Raw genomic sequence first — 15,824 nt, 5'->3', positions numbered from 1 at the left:
CGCATTGCGACGCGTTCGACGCCATTGTCCTGGATGGCTCCAGCGGGCGCGGATGGACAAGGACAAAGCAAGGATCATCGCGCCGACCACCGAGCGCTGGGTGCTGGAGGTCTACCGCACCATCATCGAAACACCGCAGGACATCGCCTGGATGCTGCTGGCATTCTTCGCGGCGGCGTTGCTGGCGTATGTGGTGGTGCGCTTGTCGGAGCTGAAGCGGGCGACCTCACCCAACCCTAGGGCGGGCCTTGGCCCGCCATCGACATGACGTGCGTCACTGGTGCGACGCACCGACCCGAACTCTACGACTACAGGGTATCAATGAGAAATCGATTCATTGCCTTACTGGCAACGTGCTTGTTGGCAGGCTGCTACATGGTCAGCTACGAAGACGTCAGCAATGATCCGAAGTACTCGATGCATGTCGGGACCGAGTACCGCACCACATCGGACATGACGGTGTATCGGGTAAGCATGGACCGGAACTACGGTCCTTCGCCCAGCATCTACACGATCGTCCAGCCGCCGGGATTCGATGGCCCCGAGGTGATCTCCAGGACGCGCTTTCCAGCGGGATCCACGCTGAAGATCCTGACGATCCAGCGATGCAAGGATTGCTACCTGGATACCGAACCGCGCATGCGCGCGACCGTACGCGTGACGTCGACCACGCAGTTCGACGATCTGGAAGTACATGCTGGTCTAGGCCTGCTGTCTTCGCACATGCAGACCATCGAGAACCTCGAGCCAAGCCACTGACGCGGGGCGTGACGCGATCCGTCATTCACAAGGCGGTGCGCGGCGGGCCAAGGCCCGCCCTACGACGCATCAGGTCGGAATCAGCGTCGAGATGACGTGTTCGAGGTAGGTCTCGAATTCTTCCGAGGTCATGCGCGGCTGCTGCAGCTGCAGCGACAGCTGCAGGAAGCCGACATACGCGGCGTAGGTCAGGCGCGCACGGTGGGTGGCGTCGGTGCGCTGCAGGCCGGCCTGGCGGAACATCGCCACCAGGTACTCCAGGCGGCGCTGTGAGATGCGGTCGATGACCGGCTGCACGGAGGGGTGGTCCAGCGCCTTCAGCAACTCGCTGTAGATGATGTGCGGCTTCACTTCATGGCCGACCAGCTGGAACAGCGCGCGCAGGCGTTCGCGGGGGTCCGCCACCTGCTCCAGGCTGCCGAAGATGCTTTCCTGTTCCACGGCTTCCCAGCGTTCCAGCGCCGCCTGCAGCAGGGCATCGCGCGACGGGAAGTGCCAGTAGAAGCTGCCTTTTGTGACACCCAGCCGGCGGGCGAGCGGTTCCACCGCCACGGCCGAGACACCCTGCTCCGCGATGAGATCGAGGGCCGCCTGGGCCCAATCGTCCGCGCTCAGGCGGGCGTTGCGCGTGGGAGCGGGCGGGCTGCTGTCGGGGCTGGGTGTGCTCATGTCCGCATTTAACCATACGGCGAGGTGTGTAGCGGTATGTATGTTGCGGCGCACAACAAAATAAAGACAAATCAATCAGTTGCATCGGAAACACGTATCGCAAACCGATTGACTGCTCTAAATGCGACAACCCATACTAGCCCGTATGGTGCAGCCTGCCTCCCTCGCCTTCTCCGCCCTGTCCGGCTCCGCCGCCGGAACGGACCGCGTGCCGGTCGGGCAAGAGGGCTTCTCACTGGCGATCCGCCGCTTTCCTTCGCCGCGCGCACTGCAGGGGCACCCTGCCCTGGTGTACGCACACGGCTTCGGCCAGACGCGTGGCGCGTGGAACCGCACCGGCGTGGCGATGGCCGCGCACGGCTACGCCGGCCTGGCCTACGACGCGCGCGGTCATGGCGAGTCGGACCGCAATGCCGCCGGGCTGCCCTACACCGGCGACCAGTTCGCCGATGACCTGATCGTGATGGCCGGCGAGCAGCCCGAACCGCCGGTGCTGGTCGGCGCCTCGATGGGCGGACTGTTCGGCCTGATCGCCGAATCGCGCTGGCCGGGCCTGTTCCGCGCCATGGTGCTGGTGGACATCACCCCGCGCTGGGAACATGCCGGCCTGCAGCGCATCCTGGCGTTCATGACGGCGTTCCCTGACGGCTTCGACTCGCTCGAGCATGCAGCCGACGCCATCGCGGCCTACCAGCCGCAGCGCCGCACGCGCAAATCCGCCGACGATCTGCGCGAGCTGCTGCGCGAAGGCGGCGACGGCCGCTGGCGCTGGCACTGGGATCCGCGCCTGGTGGACGAACTGGCCCGCGACAGCGCGCAGCACCAGGACGCCATCGCCGACGCCGCCCGCCGCGTGCAGTGTCCCGTACTGCTGATCAGTGGCGGGCGCAGCGACCTGGTGTCGGAAAGGACCGTCGAAGAGTTCAAGACGCTGGTGCCGCACGCGCGCCACGTGCACCTGCCGCAGGCCACCCACATGGTGGCCGGCGACGACAACGACGCGTTTACCGCCACCGTGCTGGAATACCTGGCAGGCCTGCCGGCCGCGTCGGGCAACGCCGAATCCGATGTAACCGAATCCGTGTCCGGAGCAACCCCATGAGCATCGTCATCCCCTTCCTCGCCTTCCTGCTGGCGGGTGCGTTCGCCGCCTACCATCGGCTCCGGCTGGCCTACTGGGCCGCCATCACCGCCAGCCTGCTGGTGGCCTGCTGGCTGCTGGGCGCCAATCCCACCGCCACACTGGTGGCCGCGCTGGTGGTGCTGGCGATCGCGGTACCGCTGCTGATCCCGGCGATCCGCAAGCCGCTGATCACCGCACCCGCGCTGGGCTTCCTGCGCCGCGCGCTGCCGCCGTTGTCGCAGACCGAGCGCATCGCGCTGGAAACCGGCTCGGTGGGCTTCGAGGGCGACCTGTTCACCGGCGACCCGGACTGGAACAAGCTCCTGGCCTATCCCAAGCCGCAACTCACCGCCGAAGAGCAGGCCTTCCTCGACGGCCCGGTGGAAGAGCTGTGCAAGATGATCAACGACTGGGAAATCACCCATGTCCACGCCGATCTGCCGCCGGAACTGTGGGACTACATCAAGAAGAACAAGTTCTTCGGCATGATCATCCCCAAGCAGTACGGCGGCCTGGGCTTCTCGGCGCTGGCGCACCATAAGGTGATCCAGAAGATCGCCTCGGTCAGCAGCGTGGTCAGCTCCACCGTCGGCGTGCCCAACTCGCTGGGCCCGGGTGAACTGCTCAACCACTACGGCACGCAGGAGCAGAAGGACTACTACCTGCCGCGCCTGGCGATCGGCCAGGAAGTGCCCTGCTTCGGCCTGACCGGTCCGTTCGCCGGCTCCGACGCGACCTCGATTCCCGATTACGGCATCGTCTGCAAGGGCGAGTGGAACGGCGCCAACGTGCTCGGCCTGCGCCTGACCTTCGACAAGCGCTACATCACCCTGGCGCCGGTCGCCACGCTCATCGGCCTGGCCTTCCGCATGTACGACCCGGACGGACTGATCGGCGACACCCGCGACATCGGCATCACCCTGGCCCTGCTGCCGCGCGACACTCCCGGTGTCGACGTCGGCCGTCGCCACTTCCCGCTGAACTCGCCGTTCCAGAACGGCCCCATCCACGGCCGTGACGTGTTCATCCCGCTCAGCCAGCTGATCGGCGGCGTGGAAATGGCCGGCAAGGGCTGGAACATGCTCAACGAGTGCCTGGCCGTGGGCCGCTCGATCACCCTCCCGTCCACCGCCAGCGGCGGCGCCAAGTTCGGCGCGCGCGTCACCGGCAGCTATGCGCGCATCCGCAAGCAGTTCGGCCTGTCGGTCGGCCGCTTCGAGGGCGTGGAGGAGGCGCTGGCCCGCATCGGCGGCAAGGCGTACGCCATCAGCGCGCTGTCGCAGGCCACCGCCGCTGCCGTGGACCGCGGCGACGTGCCGTCGGTGCCGTCGGCCATCGCCAAGTACCACTGCACGAACATGGCCCGCGACATCGCCAAGGACGTGATGGACGTGGTGGGCGGCAAGGGCATCATCCTGGGCCCGCGCAACTTCGCCGGCCGCGCGTGGCAGGCCTCGCCCATCGCCATCACGGTGGAAGGCGCCAACATCATGACGCGCAGCCTGCTGATCTTCGGCCAGGGCTCGATCCTGTGCCATCCCTACATCATCAAGGAAATGCGCGCGGCGCAGGATCCGGATACCAAGGCGGGCATCCAGCAGCTGGATGCGGTGCTGTATCCGCACATCGGCGGCGCCATCTCCAACGCGGTGCGCTCGTTCTGGTTCGGCATTACCGGCTCGAAGATCGGCGCCGCGCCGGGCGATGCCTACACCAAGAAGTTCTTCCGCAAGCTGGACCGCTATGCGGCCAACCTGGCGCTGCTGACCGACATCTCGCTGGGCGCGCTGGGCGGCAAGCTGAAGTTCAAGGAATCGCTGTCCGGCCGCCTCGGCGACGTGCTCAGCCACCTGTACATGATGGGCGCGGTGCTGAAGCGCCACCACGACGAAGGCGCGCCGGAAGCCGACAAGCCGCTGCTGGCCTGGGCCTTCCACAACAGCGCGTACGAGATCGAACTGGCGCTGTCGCAGGCGCTGCGCAACTTCCCGATCAAGCCACTGGGCTGGCTGCTGTGGCCGGTGGTGTTCCCGTTCGGCCGCCGCGCCGTGGCGCCGGGCGACCGCCTGAGTCATCGCGTCGCCATGCTGCTGATGGCGCCGAACGAGGCGCGCGACCGCCTGGGCCAGGGCGTGTTCCTGACCCCGTGCGAGAACAACCCCGGCGGCCGCATCGACAGTTACCTGGCCGCCGCCGTGGCCGCCGAGCCGGTGGAGCGCAAGTTCCTGAAGGCGCTGAAGACCAAGGACATCGAAGCCCTGGATTACAGCGCACAGCTGGACGAAGGCGTGCGCGAGGGCTGGATCACCGTGGAAGAGCGCAAGCAGCTGGAAGAACTGCGTGCGATCACGCTGGACACGATCACCGTGGACGACTTCGACGTGCACGAGCTGCGCGCCGCCAGCTACTACGACCTGCCGCAGCACAAGCGCCAGCCGCGCGAAGCGGCCTGACGCCACTACCGGAAGACACGACGACGGCGGGCATGTCCCGCCGTCGTCGCACCAGGAGCCCACGATGAGCGCCGACGTCCTGAAGATCTACCGCAGCCTGAGCCGCAAGCCCCTGGGACATTGGCTGTTCTCGCGCCTGATCTGCTTCAAGGCGCCCTACTTCGGCAGTATCGGCCCGCGCATGGTGCGGCTGGAGCCCGGCCGCGGCGAAGCGACCATCCGGCACCGGCGTTCGGTCACCAATCACCTGGGTACCGTGCATGCGATCGCGCTGTGCAACCTGGCCGAGTTCGTTGGCGGATTGACCACCGACGTCAGCATCCCGCGCTCGATGCGCTGGATCCCCAAGGGCATGACCGTCGAGTATCTGAAGAAGGCCGTGGGCACCCTGCACGCCGTCGCCACGCCGGCGTTTGAACCGCACGAATCGGCCGAGGGCTACGACCTGCCGATGGACGTGGTGGTCCGCGACCCGAAGGGAGAAGCGGTGTTCCGTGCGCGGATCGGCATGTGGGTGTCGCCGAAACCGCCTCGCGCGGCGTCGCCGTTGTAGGAGCGACGTGAGTCGCGACCGCATGGCATCCGTTCTCGCGCCAACCGAGAACGCCGGCACCCTGGAGCGTGCGGTCGCGACTCACGTCGCTCCTGCAGTGGCATTCCTCAAAGCAGCCAGATCGCCGCCAATGCCGCGATCGCCGGCACGCCCTGCACGTAGAAGATCCGGCGACTGACACTCCACGCGCCGTAAAGCGCGGCGACGATCACGCACAGCAGGAAGAACACGACCACGTTCCACTGCGCGGTCACCAGCCCCCACAGCAGGCCGGCGGCAAGGAAGCCGTTGTACAGCCCCTGGTTGGCGGCCAGCACGCGGGTGGTCTCCGCCTTCTCCGGCGTGTTGCGGAAGGTCTTCAGGCCGGCGGGCCGGGTCCACAAGAACATTTCCAGGACCAGGAACCAGGCGTGAAGCACCGCCACCAGCACCACCAGAACCGCCGCGATCACGCTCATTCCCGCTTCTCTCCTTGCCCGTGCGCAGCATAACGGCGTCACACGGCCGCGTCAGCCCTCGACGACCCACGCTGCCCGGAGGCCGCGTCGCGCTCGGACGGAAGTTTCCTTTCCTCGCGCAGCAGCTTCCATCCGCTGAACGTGAAGGCGCTGGCCGCCAGCAGGCCGACGCCGAACACCGCGCTGGAGCCGAATGCGGACACGAACTTGTGCAACCACACGAAGCTCAGGTCGCCACCGCGATAGATGACCGTGTCGATCGCGGCGCCGGCCTTGTAGCGCCACTCGCGATCGACGCGGGTGTAGATGGTCTCGCGTGCCGGCTTGGTCAGCGAGAATTCGCTGGCCCGCGTGACCACCTGCACGATGGCCACCATCATCGGCAGCGGCGAGGCGGCCAGCAGCGAGTAGCCCAGGATGATCGCGCCGCCCGGGATGAGCAGTGCGGGGCCGACCCCGAAGCTGCGCAGCAACCAGCGGGTGACCAGCAGTTGGATGAACAGGGTCAGCGCGTTCACCGCCATGTCGATGCCGGCGTAGTAGGCGGTGCTGGCGGCCGGGTCGGTGTAGAACTTCCGCACGATCGCGGCCTGTTCGTTGTACAGCAGCGTGCCCACGCCCACGCCCATCACCACCAGCGACGCCAGCCAGCGCAGCAGCGGCTCCCGGGCGATCAGCTTCAGTCCGGCAAGCACTTCGCCCCCCATCGGCGTCTCACCGCTGGTGGCCCTGCGTTCCTGTTCGCGCGCCACCGCCCACAGGCGCAGGCGCAGCTGGCATACCACGCACACCATCAGGAAACCGGCCGACACCAGCATCAGGTTGGCGATGCCGATGCGCTCGACGAAGGTGCGGGTGAGGACGGGGCCGAGGATCGCGCCGACCGTGCCGGCCGCGCCGATGTAGCCGTAGAACTTGCGCGCTTCGGCATTGCTGAAGACATCCGCCATGAAGCTCCAGAACACCGCGACCGCGAACAGGTTGAACACCGCGATCCACAGGAAGAAGGCCATCCCGCGTCCCGGCATCCCGCTGTCGAACAGCATGTAGAACAGCAGCAACGTGCCGATGAAGAAGCCGTAGACCGCCGGCAGGAACACGCGACGCGGATACCGGCTGACCAGCCAGCCGTAGGCCGGCTGCAACAGCAGCATGATGATGAAGGTGCAGGTGAACAGCACCTGCAGGGTGAAATCCTTCAGCGCCAGGCCGCGCACGGCGAAGAACTCGATCATGGCGGGCGGGAAGACCGCCTGCACATCGCTGGACGCCGCCATCGCCTCGCGCACCGGCCGCAGCACGTAATAGCCGCTCAGCAGGCAGAAGAAGTAGACGAACGCCCACAGCAGCGGCGGGGACTCGGACAGCGCCGCGCGGAATCGGCCGAACCGGGTGGTCGCTGGGGGAGACGGGTCCATGGGGCGCGGCCTGCGATCGCATCATCGGGACGCGGGCACCGCCCGCCTGTGGCGCGCAAGGTATCCGATGCACTGCAACATCGCCAGCCTTTTCGCCACGCATCGACTCGCCGGATCAAGGCCCCATCACGCGTGCGGCAGCCGCGCATCCCGGCAGAGCAATTGCTCTATCCCCCCCCGCTAGGTTCGGTCCGTCTTCGCAATCGGGCAGCATGTGTACGACTACATCATCGTGGGCGCCGGCTCGGCCGGCTGCGTGCTCGCTCACCGCCTGAGCGAAGACCCGGCCTGTCGCGTGCTGCTGCTGGAAGCCGGTCCGCGCGACTGGCACCCCTTCATCCACATGCCGGCCGGCCTGGCCAAGCTGGTCGGACAGAAAGGCGTGAACTGGAACTACGACACCGCGCCCGAGCCGCACCTGGACAACCGGCGCCTGTGGTGGCCGCGCGGCAAGGTGCTCGGCGGCTCCAGTTCGATCAACGCGATGTGCTACATCCGCGGCGTACCGCAGGATTACGACGACTGGGCCGATGCCGGCGCGGAGGGCTGGGACTGGAACAGCGTGCTGCCCTACTTCCGCCGTTCGGAGCGGAACAGCCGCGGCGCCGACGCCCTCCACGGCGCCGACGGCCCGCTGCACGTCTCCGACCTGCGCTACACCAACGAACTGTCGGCCGCCTTCATCGAGGCCGGCGTGCAGGCCGGCTACGCCCGCAATCCCGACTTCAACGGCAGGACCCAGGAAGGCTTCGGCCTCTACCAGGTCACCCAGAAGGAGGGGGCCCGGTGTTCCTCCGCGGTGGCTTACCTGGACCCGGCACGCGATCGCCAGAACCTGGACATCGTCACCGGCGCACTGGTACGGCGCATCCTGCTGGAAAAGAACCGCGCGATCGGCGTGGCCTACGCTCGTGGCGGCCACGAGGTCGTCGTGCGCTGCGAGGGCGAGGTCCTGCTCAGCGGCGGTGCGATCAACTCGCCGCAGCTGCTGATGCTGTCGGGCATCGGCCCCGCCGAACATCTGGCATCGCACGGCATCACACCCCGGCATGTTCTGCCCGGGGTGGGCAGGAACCTGCAGGACCACCTGGACATCTGCACGCTGCAGCACAGTACGCAGCGCGTCACCTACGACCGCACCAGCGAGCTCAAGACCGCCTTCGACTACTTCCTGCGCGGGCATCGCGGCCCGGGCAGCAGCAACATCGCCGAGGCAGGCGCGTTCGTGCGTTCGCCGCTGGCGCCGGACGACCGCCCGGACATCCAGATGCATTTCGTACCCGCGATGCTGGACGATCACGGCCGCCATCGCCTTTCCGGCGACGGCTACACGGCCCATGCCTGCTTCCTGCGCCCGCGCAGCCGCGGCCGCATCCTGCTGGCCAGTGCGGACCCGCGCGCGGACGCGCGCATCGAGGCGAACTACCTCGGCGACCCCGACGGCTTCGACCTGAAGATGATGGTCGAGTGCGCGAAGCTCGCGCGCGAACTGTTCGCCCAGCCCGCGTTCGACGCCTACCGCGGCGCGCCCATCCATCCGCCCCGCGACGACCTGACCGATGCGGAGCTGGTCGCCTTCATCCGCGCCAAGGCCGAGACCGTCTACCACCCGGTCGGCAGCTGCCGGATGGGGTTCGATGACGATGCCGTGGTGGATCCGGCGCTGCGCGTCCGGGGTCTGGACGGCCTGCGCGTGATCGATGCGTCCGTGATGCCCACGCTGATCGGCGGGAACACCAATGCGCCGACCATCATGATCGCGGAGCGGGCGTCGGACCTGATCCGCAACCGGCCGGTGCTGACCGCCGCACCCCTTCCCTCGGCGCGACCCGCGCCTGAGGCGATTCCGCTGGCCACCGCCGGCTGATCGCGGCACCCGCCAGGGACCGCCGTACTCCGGCCCCGCGCGGCCGTTCTTGACGCCGCGAAGAGCTGAACGCGTGGCGCGCGTTCGCACCGATGGCCCGGAATTTGCATGTCTACGCACGAAGCGTCCGGCATGCAGCCAAGCGCCCGCACGTATTCAGGCGGCGCACAACGCACGGAGAAATGGGACGCTCGGCACATCTGCAATCTTCAGCAGGATGAACGACATGGCCATCGAACTTCCCGCGGTTTGTGCAATGGAAAACAGCGGCGTTATGATCCCGGACAGCACCAGCTTTCGCAGGGCGTCTCGCACCATGAAACCGAAGAAGAGCCGGCGGTCGCCGCATTCCCTGCGGATCGCCCTGGTCGGCATGATGCTTCCGCTGACGTTGTCGTCCACGGCGCAGACACCGCTGCGCTGGACATCGCCGGGCGCTGCATCCGATGCCGGGGTTTCCGGCGTGGCCACCGCCAGCACCGCACCGTATGTCTCCCCCACCCAGCCGCGTCCCTACCGGTCCGCGCTGACAGGCCAGGACATCCGCCCGCTGGCTGCCGGCTTCGATGTGCGCGCCTTCGAGACGATGGCCGAGCACCTGACGGTGGGCCAGCGCGTGCCGGGTCTGGCCATGGCCATCGTCCACAACGGGCGCGTGCTGAGCGCGCGCGGTTATGGCGTCACCGATGTGGTCAACCCGCAGCAGGTCGACGCGCACACCGTGTTCCGCCTGGCGTCGCTGTCCAAGTCCTTCGCCAGCACCCTGGCCGGCCTGATGGTGCAGGACGGCTCGCTGCGCTGGGACAGCAAGGTCAGCCAGTACGTGCCCGGCTTCCAGCTGAGCGATCCCGTCGCGACCTCGCGCGTCACCGTGGCGGACGTGCTGAGCCACAGCGTGGGCCTGCAGGCCCACAATGCCTTCGACCGCGACATCGAGGCCAATGCCGAGTACTACGATGTCGCGCGCAAGCTCGCCTACGCGCCGCTGAAGTGCGCGCCCGGCGAGTGCTATGCCTACCAGAACGTGGCCTTCAGCCTGATCGGCGACGTCGTGTTCGCGGCGTCCGGCACGTTCTACGACCAGGCGGTGGATCGCCGCATCTTCAAGCCCCTGGGCATGAACGACGCCAGCCTGGGCCTGTCCGGCATCCAGGGCAGTACGCGCTGGGCGCGGCCGCACGTGCGCAGCCGCAACGGCTGGGTATCGCTGACCCCCAAGCCGACCTACTACCGCCTGCCGCCCGCCGCCGGCGTCAACGCCAGCGCCAGCGACCTGGCGCAGTGGCTGATCGCGCAGACGGGCCATCGTCCCGACGTACTGCCGGCGCCGCTGCTGGCCACCCTGCATGCCCCGGTGGTGACCACACCGGGCGAAATGCGCGGTGGCTGGCGTCGCGAGCGCATCCACTCGGCGAGTTATGCCCTGGGCTGGCGCGTGTTCGACTACGCCGGTCAGCAGGTGATCTTCCATGCCGGTGCGGTGCAGGGCTATCGCGGCCTGATGGCGCTGGTGCCGGGACAGGACCTGGGCGTGGCCATGGTCTGGAACAGCGACAGCTCGCTGCCCTCGGGCCTGCTGCCCACCATCCTCGACCGGGCCATGGGCCTGCCGGGCGAGCCGTGGGTCGAGACGCCCGCCGACTACGACCTGCTGCTGGCCGAGTCGCCCGAGGGCGCTCCGGCACGGGAGCGCAGCGACGCGGGCACCTCCTCGCAACGCAGCACCGCGTCGCCCCGCTGAGCGCACGTGCGCGCTGCGTCACCGTGCAGCGCGCGCCGGCGGGCTATGCGTCCGACGCTTCCATCAGCGCCTTGAGTCGGGCGAGCCCCTTCTCGTAGTCCGCACCGATCATCCGGTCGAACAGCAGACCGAGCCAGCGCCTGAAAGGATTCAGGCCATGCGCGCTGTCGAATGCCCAGGTCACCCGTGTTCCGCCGGCTTCCGGCACCAGCAGATACGTCGCCTGCGCCTGGCTTCCGTCGAAATCCAGCGCCACCACGATCCTGCCGTGCGGTTCGCTGGCGATGATCTCCTGGCTGCCGCTACCCACGGCCCGGTTCCCCACCCAGCGCATGCGCGCGCCTACGCCCTGCGCCGGGCCGTCGAAGGTGTACCTGGCCTGCGGGTCGTACTCGGCCCATGGCGACCAGGCGTTGAAACGTTCGAACGAATCCAGGGTGGCGAAGACCTGCTCCGGACTGCGCTCGATCACGACGCTGCGCTCGACGTGCGTCGTGGACGGCAGCAGCAACCCACCCGCAACGAAGACCAGCCCCACCGCGACGATCGTCGCCAGCGTCCATCTGAACAACTTCATGCCCATGCTCCCGCGTGGATCCAGGGCGGTAGCCTAGCCGCTCGCCCATAAAAAAACTCTCCCCCCGCTGGGCACAGGGAGAGAGTCCATGGTGTTACGGCTAATCGGGGTTGGCTTAGATCAGCGGAGCCGGGGTGGCCGGCAGCGCGACCGGGGCCGCTTTCTTCTTGGACTTCTTGGCAGCCTTCTTGGCGGGCTTCTTCGCAGCCTTCTTGGCGGCCTTCTTGGCCGGCTTCTTGGCTACTTTCTTGGCTACTTTCTTGGCAGCCTTCTTGGCGGTCTTCTTGGCAGCCTTCTTGGCAACCTTCTTCGCCGGCTTCTTGGCAACCTTCTTGGCAGCCTTCTTGGTGGTCTTCTTGGCGGCCTTCTTCGCCGGCTTCTTGGCGACCTTCTTGGCGGCCTTCTTGGCGACCTTCTTCACCGCCTTCTTGGCCTTGGCGACCTTCTTGGCGACCTTCTTGGCGGCCTTCTTCACAGTCTTCTTGGCAGCCGACTTCTTGGTGGCCTTCTTGGCGGCCTTCTTGGCGGCCGGTTTCTTCTTCGCAGCTTTCTTCATTGCCATGTGATGGCTCCTCGTCAGTGAACTATGGTGTTTTACGTCTGGCTACAGCACATCTGCCCGAAGGCAGGCCCAGCTGCAAGAAACGCCGCGGGAGTCGGACCCGTCGGCAGCCGCTGCCGCGACACGCGCGGCGATGCGGATTCCCCAGGGGGCCAGGCGTGCGAAACCCGGCTCCCTACAAATAAGAAAACACCCGCGTCGCCAGGCGACGCGGGTGTCATGGAATGGAGGCGTTGCGTTTCTGCGGGGGAAGCGAGGCCTGCGTCCACCCCGATCCGGGTGACGATGGACTGTGTTGTCTCTCGCGCTGTCGTGTTGATTCGACTCACTCGCTTCCGCAGCATGCTCTGCTTGGGGCGAAACCTAATCACGGTTTTTCAAGGTGTCAACACCTGTGCGCAACTTTTTTCGTTCTCCCGTCCGGACCTGATCGCGACGGCGAACACTTGGCGCACCCGCACTGCTGCTCCCTGTCAGGCGAGGTTTGCGGCGCTTCGACGCACGCAAGAAAAAAAACATCGGGAAAACGCGCTTTTTCTTCATCGGGGTCAGGCGCGCCGATGATGTTGCGAGGTTGACGCGAGCGCCTTGCGACCTCGGCCACGACCGCCCCGGCGGCTTGAACGCGAGCTAAAAAATTTTTCCGGAAGGGCATCCGATTTCGCGTCGCACAAGCCCGAATGCGCCGAACTGCGCAAACTTTTTTCCCTCCCGCGACCGATGCGTCGCCGCGTTCGACGCCTCCGCATCGCGGCTCAAGTGCGATCGCGCGGCAGCGGATGGGTGGCGACATCGCACGTCCGCCGTCCGCGCGTACCGGCGATTCCACCTTGCCGTCCGCCGGTCGCATGCGTCCGTCGTCCGCGCTGGCCCGGGGTTGCATGCGCGCCGGATGCTTCCTGCGCCACGCGCGGATCCACCGTGGCGCCGGCGCCCACGACGGCGGAAACGAAGCGGGGAACCGACGACGAGGGAGACATGCTCCTTCGCCGCCGGTTCCCCGTCAGGGGACAGCAGGTGGGCTGCCTCAGTGGTCTTCGTCTTCGATCAGCTCGGCGTAGTCGTCGGGCGACAGTAGTTCGTTGAGCTGGTCCGGCTCCTCGGCTTCGATCACGAAGATCCAGCCTTCGCCGTAGGCGTCCTCGTTGATGGTCTCCGGCTTGTCCGACAGCGCCGCGTTGACTTCCACGACCTTGCCGGTGACCGGGCTGTACACGTCGGAGGCGGCCTTGACCGACTCGACCACCGCGCTGGCGTTGCCGGCTTCGATGCGATCGCCGACGTTCGGCAGTTCGACGTAGACCAGGTCGCCCAACAGGCCCTGCGCATGGTCGGAGATGCCGACGGTGACGCGACCGTCGCTCTCCAGGCGGGCCCATTCGTGGGACTTGAGGAACTTCAGATCGCCAGGAATCTCACTCATGGGGTACTCCGGATCGGTGCGGTAGGTCGGGATGGAGACGATAGTTTAGCGGAGTAAGCCGCACGTGTAGGTGGCGGCCTGCGATTCATTCCAGCACGCCGGGCTGGGCCTGGCCGTCGCGCACGAACGGGAACCTGACCACGCGCACCGGCACTTCCCTGCCCCGGATGTCCACACGCACGCCGCCGGCCGCACCCAGCGCGATGTCGCCCGCAGGTACCCGCGCGAACGCGATGGCCTTGCCCAGCGTCGGCGAGAAGGTGCCCGACAGGATCTCGCCCTCGCCATGCGCGGTGAGCACCTTCTGCCCATGGCGCAGCACGCCCTTCTCGTCCATCACCAAGCCGATCATCTGCCGCGGCGCACCGGCGGCTTTCTGCGCCTCCAGCTTCGCGCGGCCGATGAAGGGACGTCCTTCGTCCAGCGCCACCGTCCAGGCCAGCGCCGCTTCGTAGGGCGAGACGGATTCGTCCATGTCCTGTCCGTAGAGGTTCATCCCCGCCTCCAGGCGCAGCGTGTCGCGTGCGCCCAGACCGGCCGGTTTCACCCCCGCTGCGAGCAGGGCGTTCCAGAACGCGACCGCCTCGCTTCCGGGCAACACGATCTCGTAGCCATCCTCGCCGGTGTAGCCGGTGCGGGCGACGAACAGCGGCACGCCGTCCGCAGTGGAAGCATCGGCGGCGGAGAAGCGGGTCAGCTTGCCGACCTTCACCCGGTCCTCTTCGCGCAGCAGGCCGTGCACGCGTTCGCGCGCGGCAGGACCCTGCACGGCAATCATGGCGAAGTCGGGACGCTCGCTGACCTCCACGTCGAACGCCGCTGCACGGGTACCGATCCACGCCAGGTCCTTCTCACGGGTGGCGGCGTTGACGACCAGGCGGAAGAAGGCGTCGTCCATGAAGTAGATGATCAGGTCGTCGATCACCCCGCCTTCCTCGTTGAGCATGGTCGTGTACAGCGCCTTGCCCGGCTTCTGCAGCTTGTCCACCGAGTTGGCCACCAGCTGGCGCAGGAACTCACGGGTGCGCGGCCCGCGCAGGTCGACCACGGTCATGTGGCTGACGTCGAACATGCCGGCATCGCGACGCACCTGGTGGTGTTCTTCGATCTGCGAACCGTAGTGGATCGGCATGTCCCAGCCGCCGAAGTCGACCATCTTGGCGCCAAGCGCGCGATGGGTGTCGTTGAGGAGGGTCTTCTGGGTCATGGCGGCTTCCGGGGCGGGCAAAGAAGCGCATTATCCCAGAACGCACCAGGGCGGTGCGCCGCCATCACAGACCGTAGTAGGCCTCATTGATGCAGTCGACCGTGCGCGCATCCAGCACGTCGAAGCGCGCATCGGGCAGGCGCAGGCGTCCGGCCCAGGCGATGTCCTTCAACCATTCGGTCGACGTGTCGTGCTGCCGCACGATGGCCGCCACCCGCGCATCGTCGCGCCCGTTCACCCGGCAGGTGCCGAACTGCAGGTAATAGCCGGGACGACCGGTGGGATAGGGCAGCGCGTCGGTGATGCGCCACTGCGCCCGGGCGCCGTCGCGGCCGGCCAGTTGGCCGGCAATCACGAAACGCGGGAAGGGTTCGCCGCCATCCACGGCAGCGGGCGAGGCCAGCACGCCCACCGAGTAATCGCAGACGCGGGCAGGTTCGACCGACTCGGAGACGCAGCTCCCGCCCAGTTCGTCCAGGCCGGCCGGATACGGTGGCATGACACGGCCGACCAGGTCGGCCGCCGTCACCGACAGCGGCGCCAGCACCGACATCGACCATGCCAGCGTGCTCGAACCCACCTCAGGCCTCCTGCACCTTCAATGTCATGCCGTTCACGGCGACCACGCGGACCCGCATGCCCACCGGCAAGTCCGGGCCTTCCACCGTCCAGAACGCATCGTCGATCTTCACCCGGCCGCGCCCCCCTTCGATGGCCTGGTCGAGCACGGCGACGCTGCCCACCAGCTGTTCCGCGCGTCGGTTCAACAGCGGCTTGTCGCTCTGCCGACCCTTGCCGCGGAACCACCGGCGATAGACCGCCACCGAGATCAGCGCCAGCACCGAGAACAGCACCGCCTGCGCCAGCCAGCCGAGCCCGGGCGCCACCAGCACCACGAGCGCCATCGCCACCGCGGCGAAGCCGAACCACAGCATGAACGCGCCCGGCGCCATCGCCTCGGCGGCGAACAGCACCAGCGCTCCGATCGCCCAGAACGCGAACTTGAAGCTCATG

At 67.3% G+C, this 15,824-nt stretch carries 17 protein-coding genes; 7 read left to right on the top strand and 10 right to left on the bottom strand.

Annotation, left to right across the window (positions count from 1 at the left end; genetic code table 11):
- Positions 1-52 precede the first annotated feature (52 nt).
- Together IAE60_RS07495 and IAE60_RS07490 are read left to right on the top strand one after the other, a co-directional pair.
- The gene (locus IAE60_RS07495; RefSeq protein WP_187574405.1) at positions 53-268 is read left to right on the top strand and encodes a hypothetical protein; all 216 of its coding nucleotides are present in this window, start codon (positions 53-55) and stop codon (positions 266-268) included.
- 107 nt (positions 269-375) lie between these two features.
- Complete coding sequence (locus tag IAE60_RS07490) at positions 376-759, top strand: hypothetical protein (RefSeq protein WP_187574404.1); 384 nt, start codon at positions 376-378, stop codon at positions 757-759.
- A gap of 69 nt (positions 760-828) precedes the next feature.
- On the opposite strand, the gene IAE60_RS07485 is transcribed toward IAE60_RS07490, so the two are convergent.
- On the bottom strand, positions 829-1,428 hold the full coding sequence (locus IAE60_RS07485) for a TetR/AcrR family transcriptional regulator (protein ID WP_162108967.1): 600 nt from the start codon (positions 1,426-1,428) through the stop codon (positions 829-831).
- Positions 1,429-1,573: 145 nt separating this feature from the next.
- On the opposite strand from IAE60_RS07485, the gene IAE60_RS07480 reads away from it, so the two are divergent.
- The 3 genes from IAE60_RS07480 to IAE60_RS07470 all read left to right on the top strand — a co-directional run bounded on the left by IAE60_RS07480 (position 1,574) and on the right by IAE60_RS07470 (position 5,557).
- Positions 1,574-2,530 (top strand): alpha/beta fold hydrolase, encoded by a 957-nt coding sequence (locus tag IAE60_RS07480; RefSeq protein WP_187574403.1) that lies wholly within the window; start codon positions 1,574-1,576, stop codon positions 2,528-2,530.
- On the top strand, positions 2,527-5,004 hold the full coding sequence (locus IAE60_RS07475) for an acyl-CoA dehydrogenase (RefSeq protein WP_187574402.1): 2,478 nt from the start codon (positions 2,527-2,529) through the stop codon (positions 5,002-5,004). The genes IAE60_RS07480 and IAE60_RS07475 overlap by 4 nt, the downstream gene beginning before the upstream one ends.
- 64 nt (positions 5,005-5,068) lie before the next feature.
- Positions 5,069-5,557 (top strand): hotdog fold domain-containing protein, encoded by a 489-nt coding sequence (locus IAE60_RS07470; RefSeq protein ID WP_187574401.1) that lies wholly within the window; start codon positions 5,069-5,071, stop codon positions 5,555-5,557.
- Positions 5,558-5,664: 107 nt separating this feature from the next.
- Here IAE60_RS07470 and IAE60_RS07465 read toward each other — a convergent pair whose 3' ends face one another.
- Together IAE60_RS07465 and IAE60_RS07460 are read right to left on the bottom strand one after the other, a co-directional pair.
- The gene (locus tag IAE60_RS07465) at positions 5,665-6,015 is read right to left on the bottom strand and encodes a DUF1304 domain-containing protein (protein ID WP_187574400.1); all 351 of its coding nucleotides are present in this window, start codon (positions 6,013-6,015) and stop codon (positions 5,665-5,667) included.
- 38 nt (positions 6,016-6,053) lie between these two features.
- A complete protein-coding gene (locus IAE60_RS07460; protein WP_187574399.1) occupies positions 6,054-7,433 on the bottom strand; it encodes an NTP/NDP exchange transporter in 1,380 nt (459 codons plus the stop codon).
- A 214-nt stretch (positions 7,434-7,647) separates the two neighbouring features.
- On the opposite strand from IAE60_RS07460, the gene IAE60_RS07455 reads away from it, so the two are divergent.
- Entirely contained in the window at positions 7,648-9,300 is a 1,653-nt protein-coding gene (locus tag IAE60_RS07455; RefSeq protein ID WP_187574398.1) for a GMC family oxidoreductase, read from the top strand.
- A 156-nt stretch (positions 9,301-9,456) separates the two neighbouring features.
- Here IAE60_RS07455 and IAE60_RS18765 read toward each other — a convergent pair whose 3' ends face one another.
- Positions 9,457-9,702 carry a hypothetical protein gene (locus IAE60_RS18765; protein ID WP_244966746.1) on the bottom strand — a complete coding sequence of 82 codons (246 nt, stop codon included), beginning with the start codon at positions 9,700-9,702 and terminating at the stop codon, positions 9,457-9,459.
- Between IAE60_RS18765 and IAE60_RS07450 the strand changes: the two genes are divergently transcribed.
- Positions 9,617-11,041 (top strand): serine hydrolase domain-containing protein, encoded by a 1,425-nt coding sequence (locus IAE60_RS07450; protein ID WP_244966678.1) that lies wholly within the window; start codon positions 9,617-9,619, stop codon positions 11,039-11,041. The genes IAE60_RS18765 and IAE60_RS07450 overlap by 86 nt on opposite strands.
- A gap of 43 nt (positions 11,042-11,084) precedes the next feature.
- On the opposite strand, the gene IAE60_RS07445 is transcribed toward IAE60_RS07450, so the two are convergent.
- From IAE60_RS07445 to IAE60_RS07420, 6 genes are all read right to left on the bottom strand, one after another.
- A complete protein-coding gene (locus IAE60_RS07445) occupies positions 11,085-11,618 on the bottom strand; it encodes an SRPBCC family protein (RefSeq protein WP_187574396.1) in 534 nt (177 codons plus the stop codon).
- Positions 11,619-11,733: 115 nt separating this feature from the next.
- On the bottom strand, positions 11,734-12,180 hold the full coding sequence (locus IAE60_RS07440; protein WP_187574395.1) for a hypothetical protein: 447 nt from the start codon (positions 12,178-12,180) through the stop codon (positions 11,734-11,736).
- A 1,027-nt stretch (positions 12,181-13,207) separates the two neighbouring features.
- On the bottom strand, positions 13,208-13,603 hold the full coding sequence (gene gcvH / locus IAE60_RS07435) for a glycine cleavage system protein GcvH (protein WP_162108977.1): 396 nt from the start codon (positions 13,601-13,603) through the stop codon (positions 13,208-13,210).
- Between the two features lie 85 nt (positions 13,604-13,688).
- Complete coding sequence (gene gcvT / locus IAE60_RS07430; protein WP_187574394.1) at positions 13,689-14,810, bottom strand: glycine cleavage system aminomethyltransferase GcvT; 1,122 nt, start codon at positions 14,808-14,810, stop codon at positions 13,689-13,691.
- 64 nt (positions 14,811-14,874) lie between these two features.
- The gene (locus IAE60_RS07425) at positions 14,875-15,390 is read right to left on the bottom strand and encodes a hypothetical protein (RefSeq protein ID WP_187574393.1); all 516 of its coding nucleotides are present in this window, start codon (positions 15,388-15,390) and stop codon (positions 14,875-14,877) included.
- 1 nt (position 15,391) lies between these two features.
- A complete protein-coding gene (locus IAE60_RS07420) occupies positions 15,392-15,823 on the bottom strand; it encodes an NfeD family protein (RefSeq protein WP_185895271.1) in 432 nt (143 codons plus the stop codon).
- Position 15,824 lies beyond the last annotated feature (1 nt).

Origin of the sequence: Pseudoxanthomonas mexicana (assembly GCF_014397415.1) — a bacterium.
GTDB lineage: Bacteria > Pseudomonadota > Gammaproteobacteria > Xanthomonadales > Xanthomonadaceae > Pseudoxanthomonas_A > Pseudoxanthomonas_A mexicana.
This window is presented reverse-complemented; position numbering and strand designations above follow the sequence as displayed.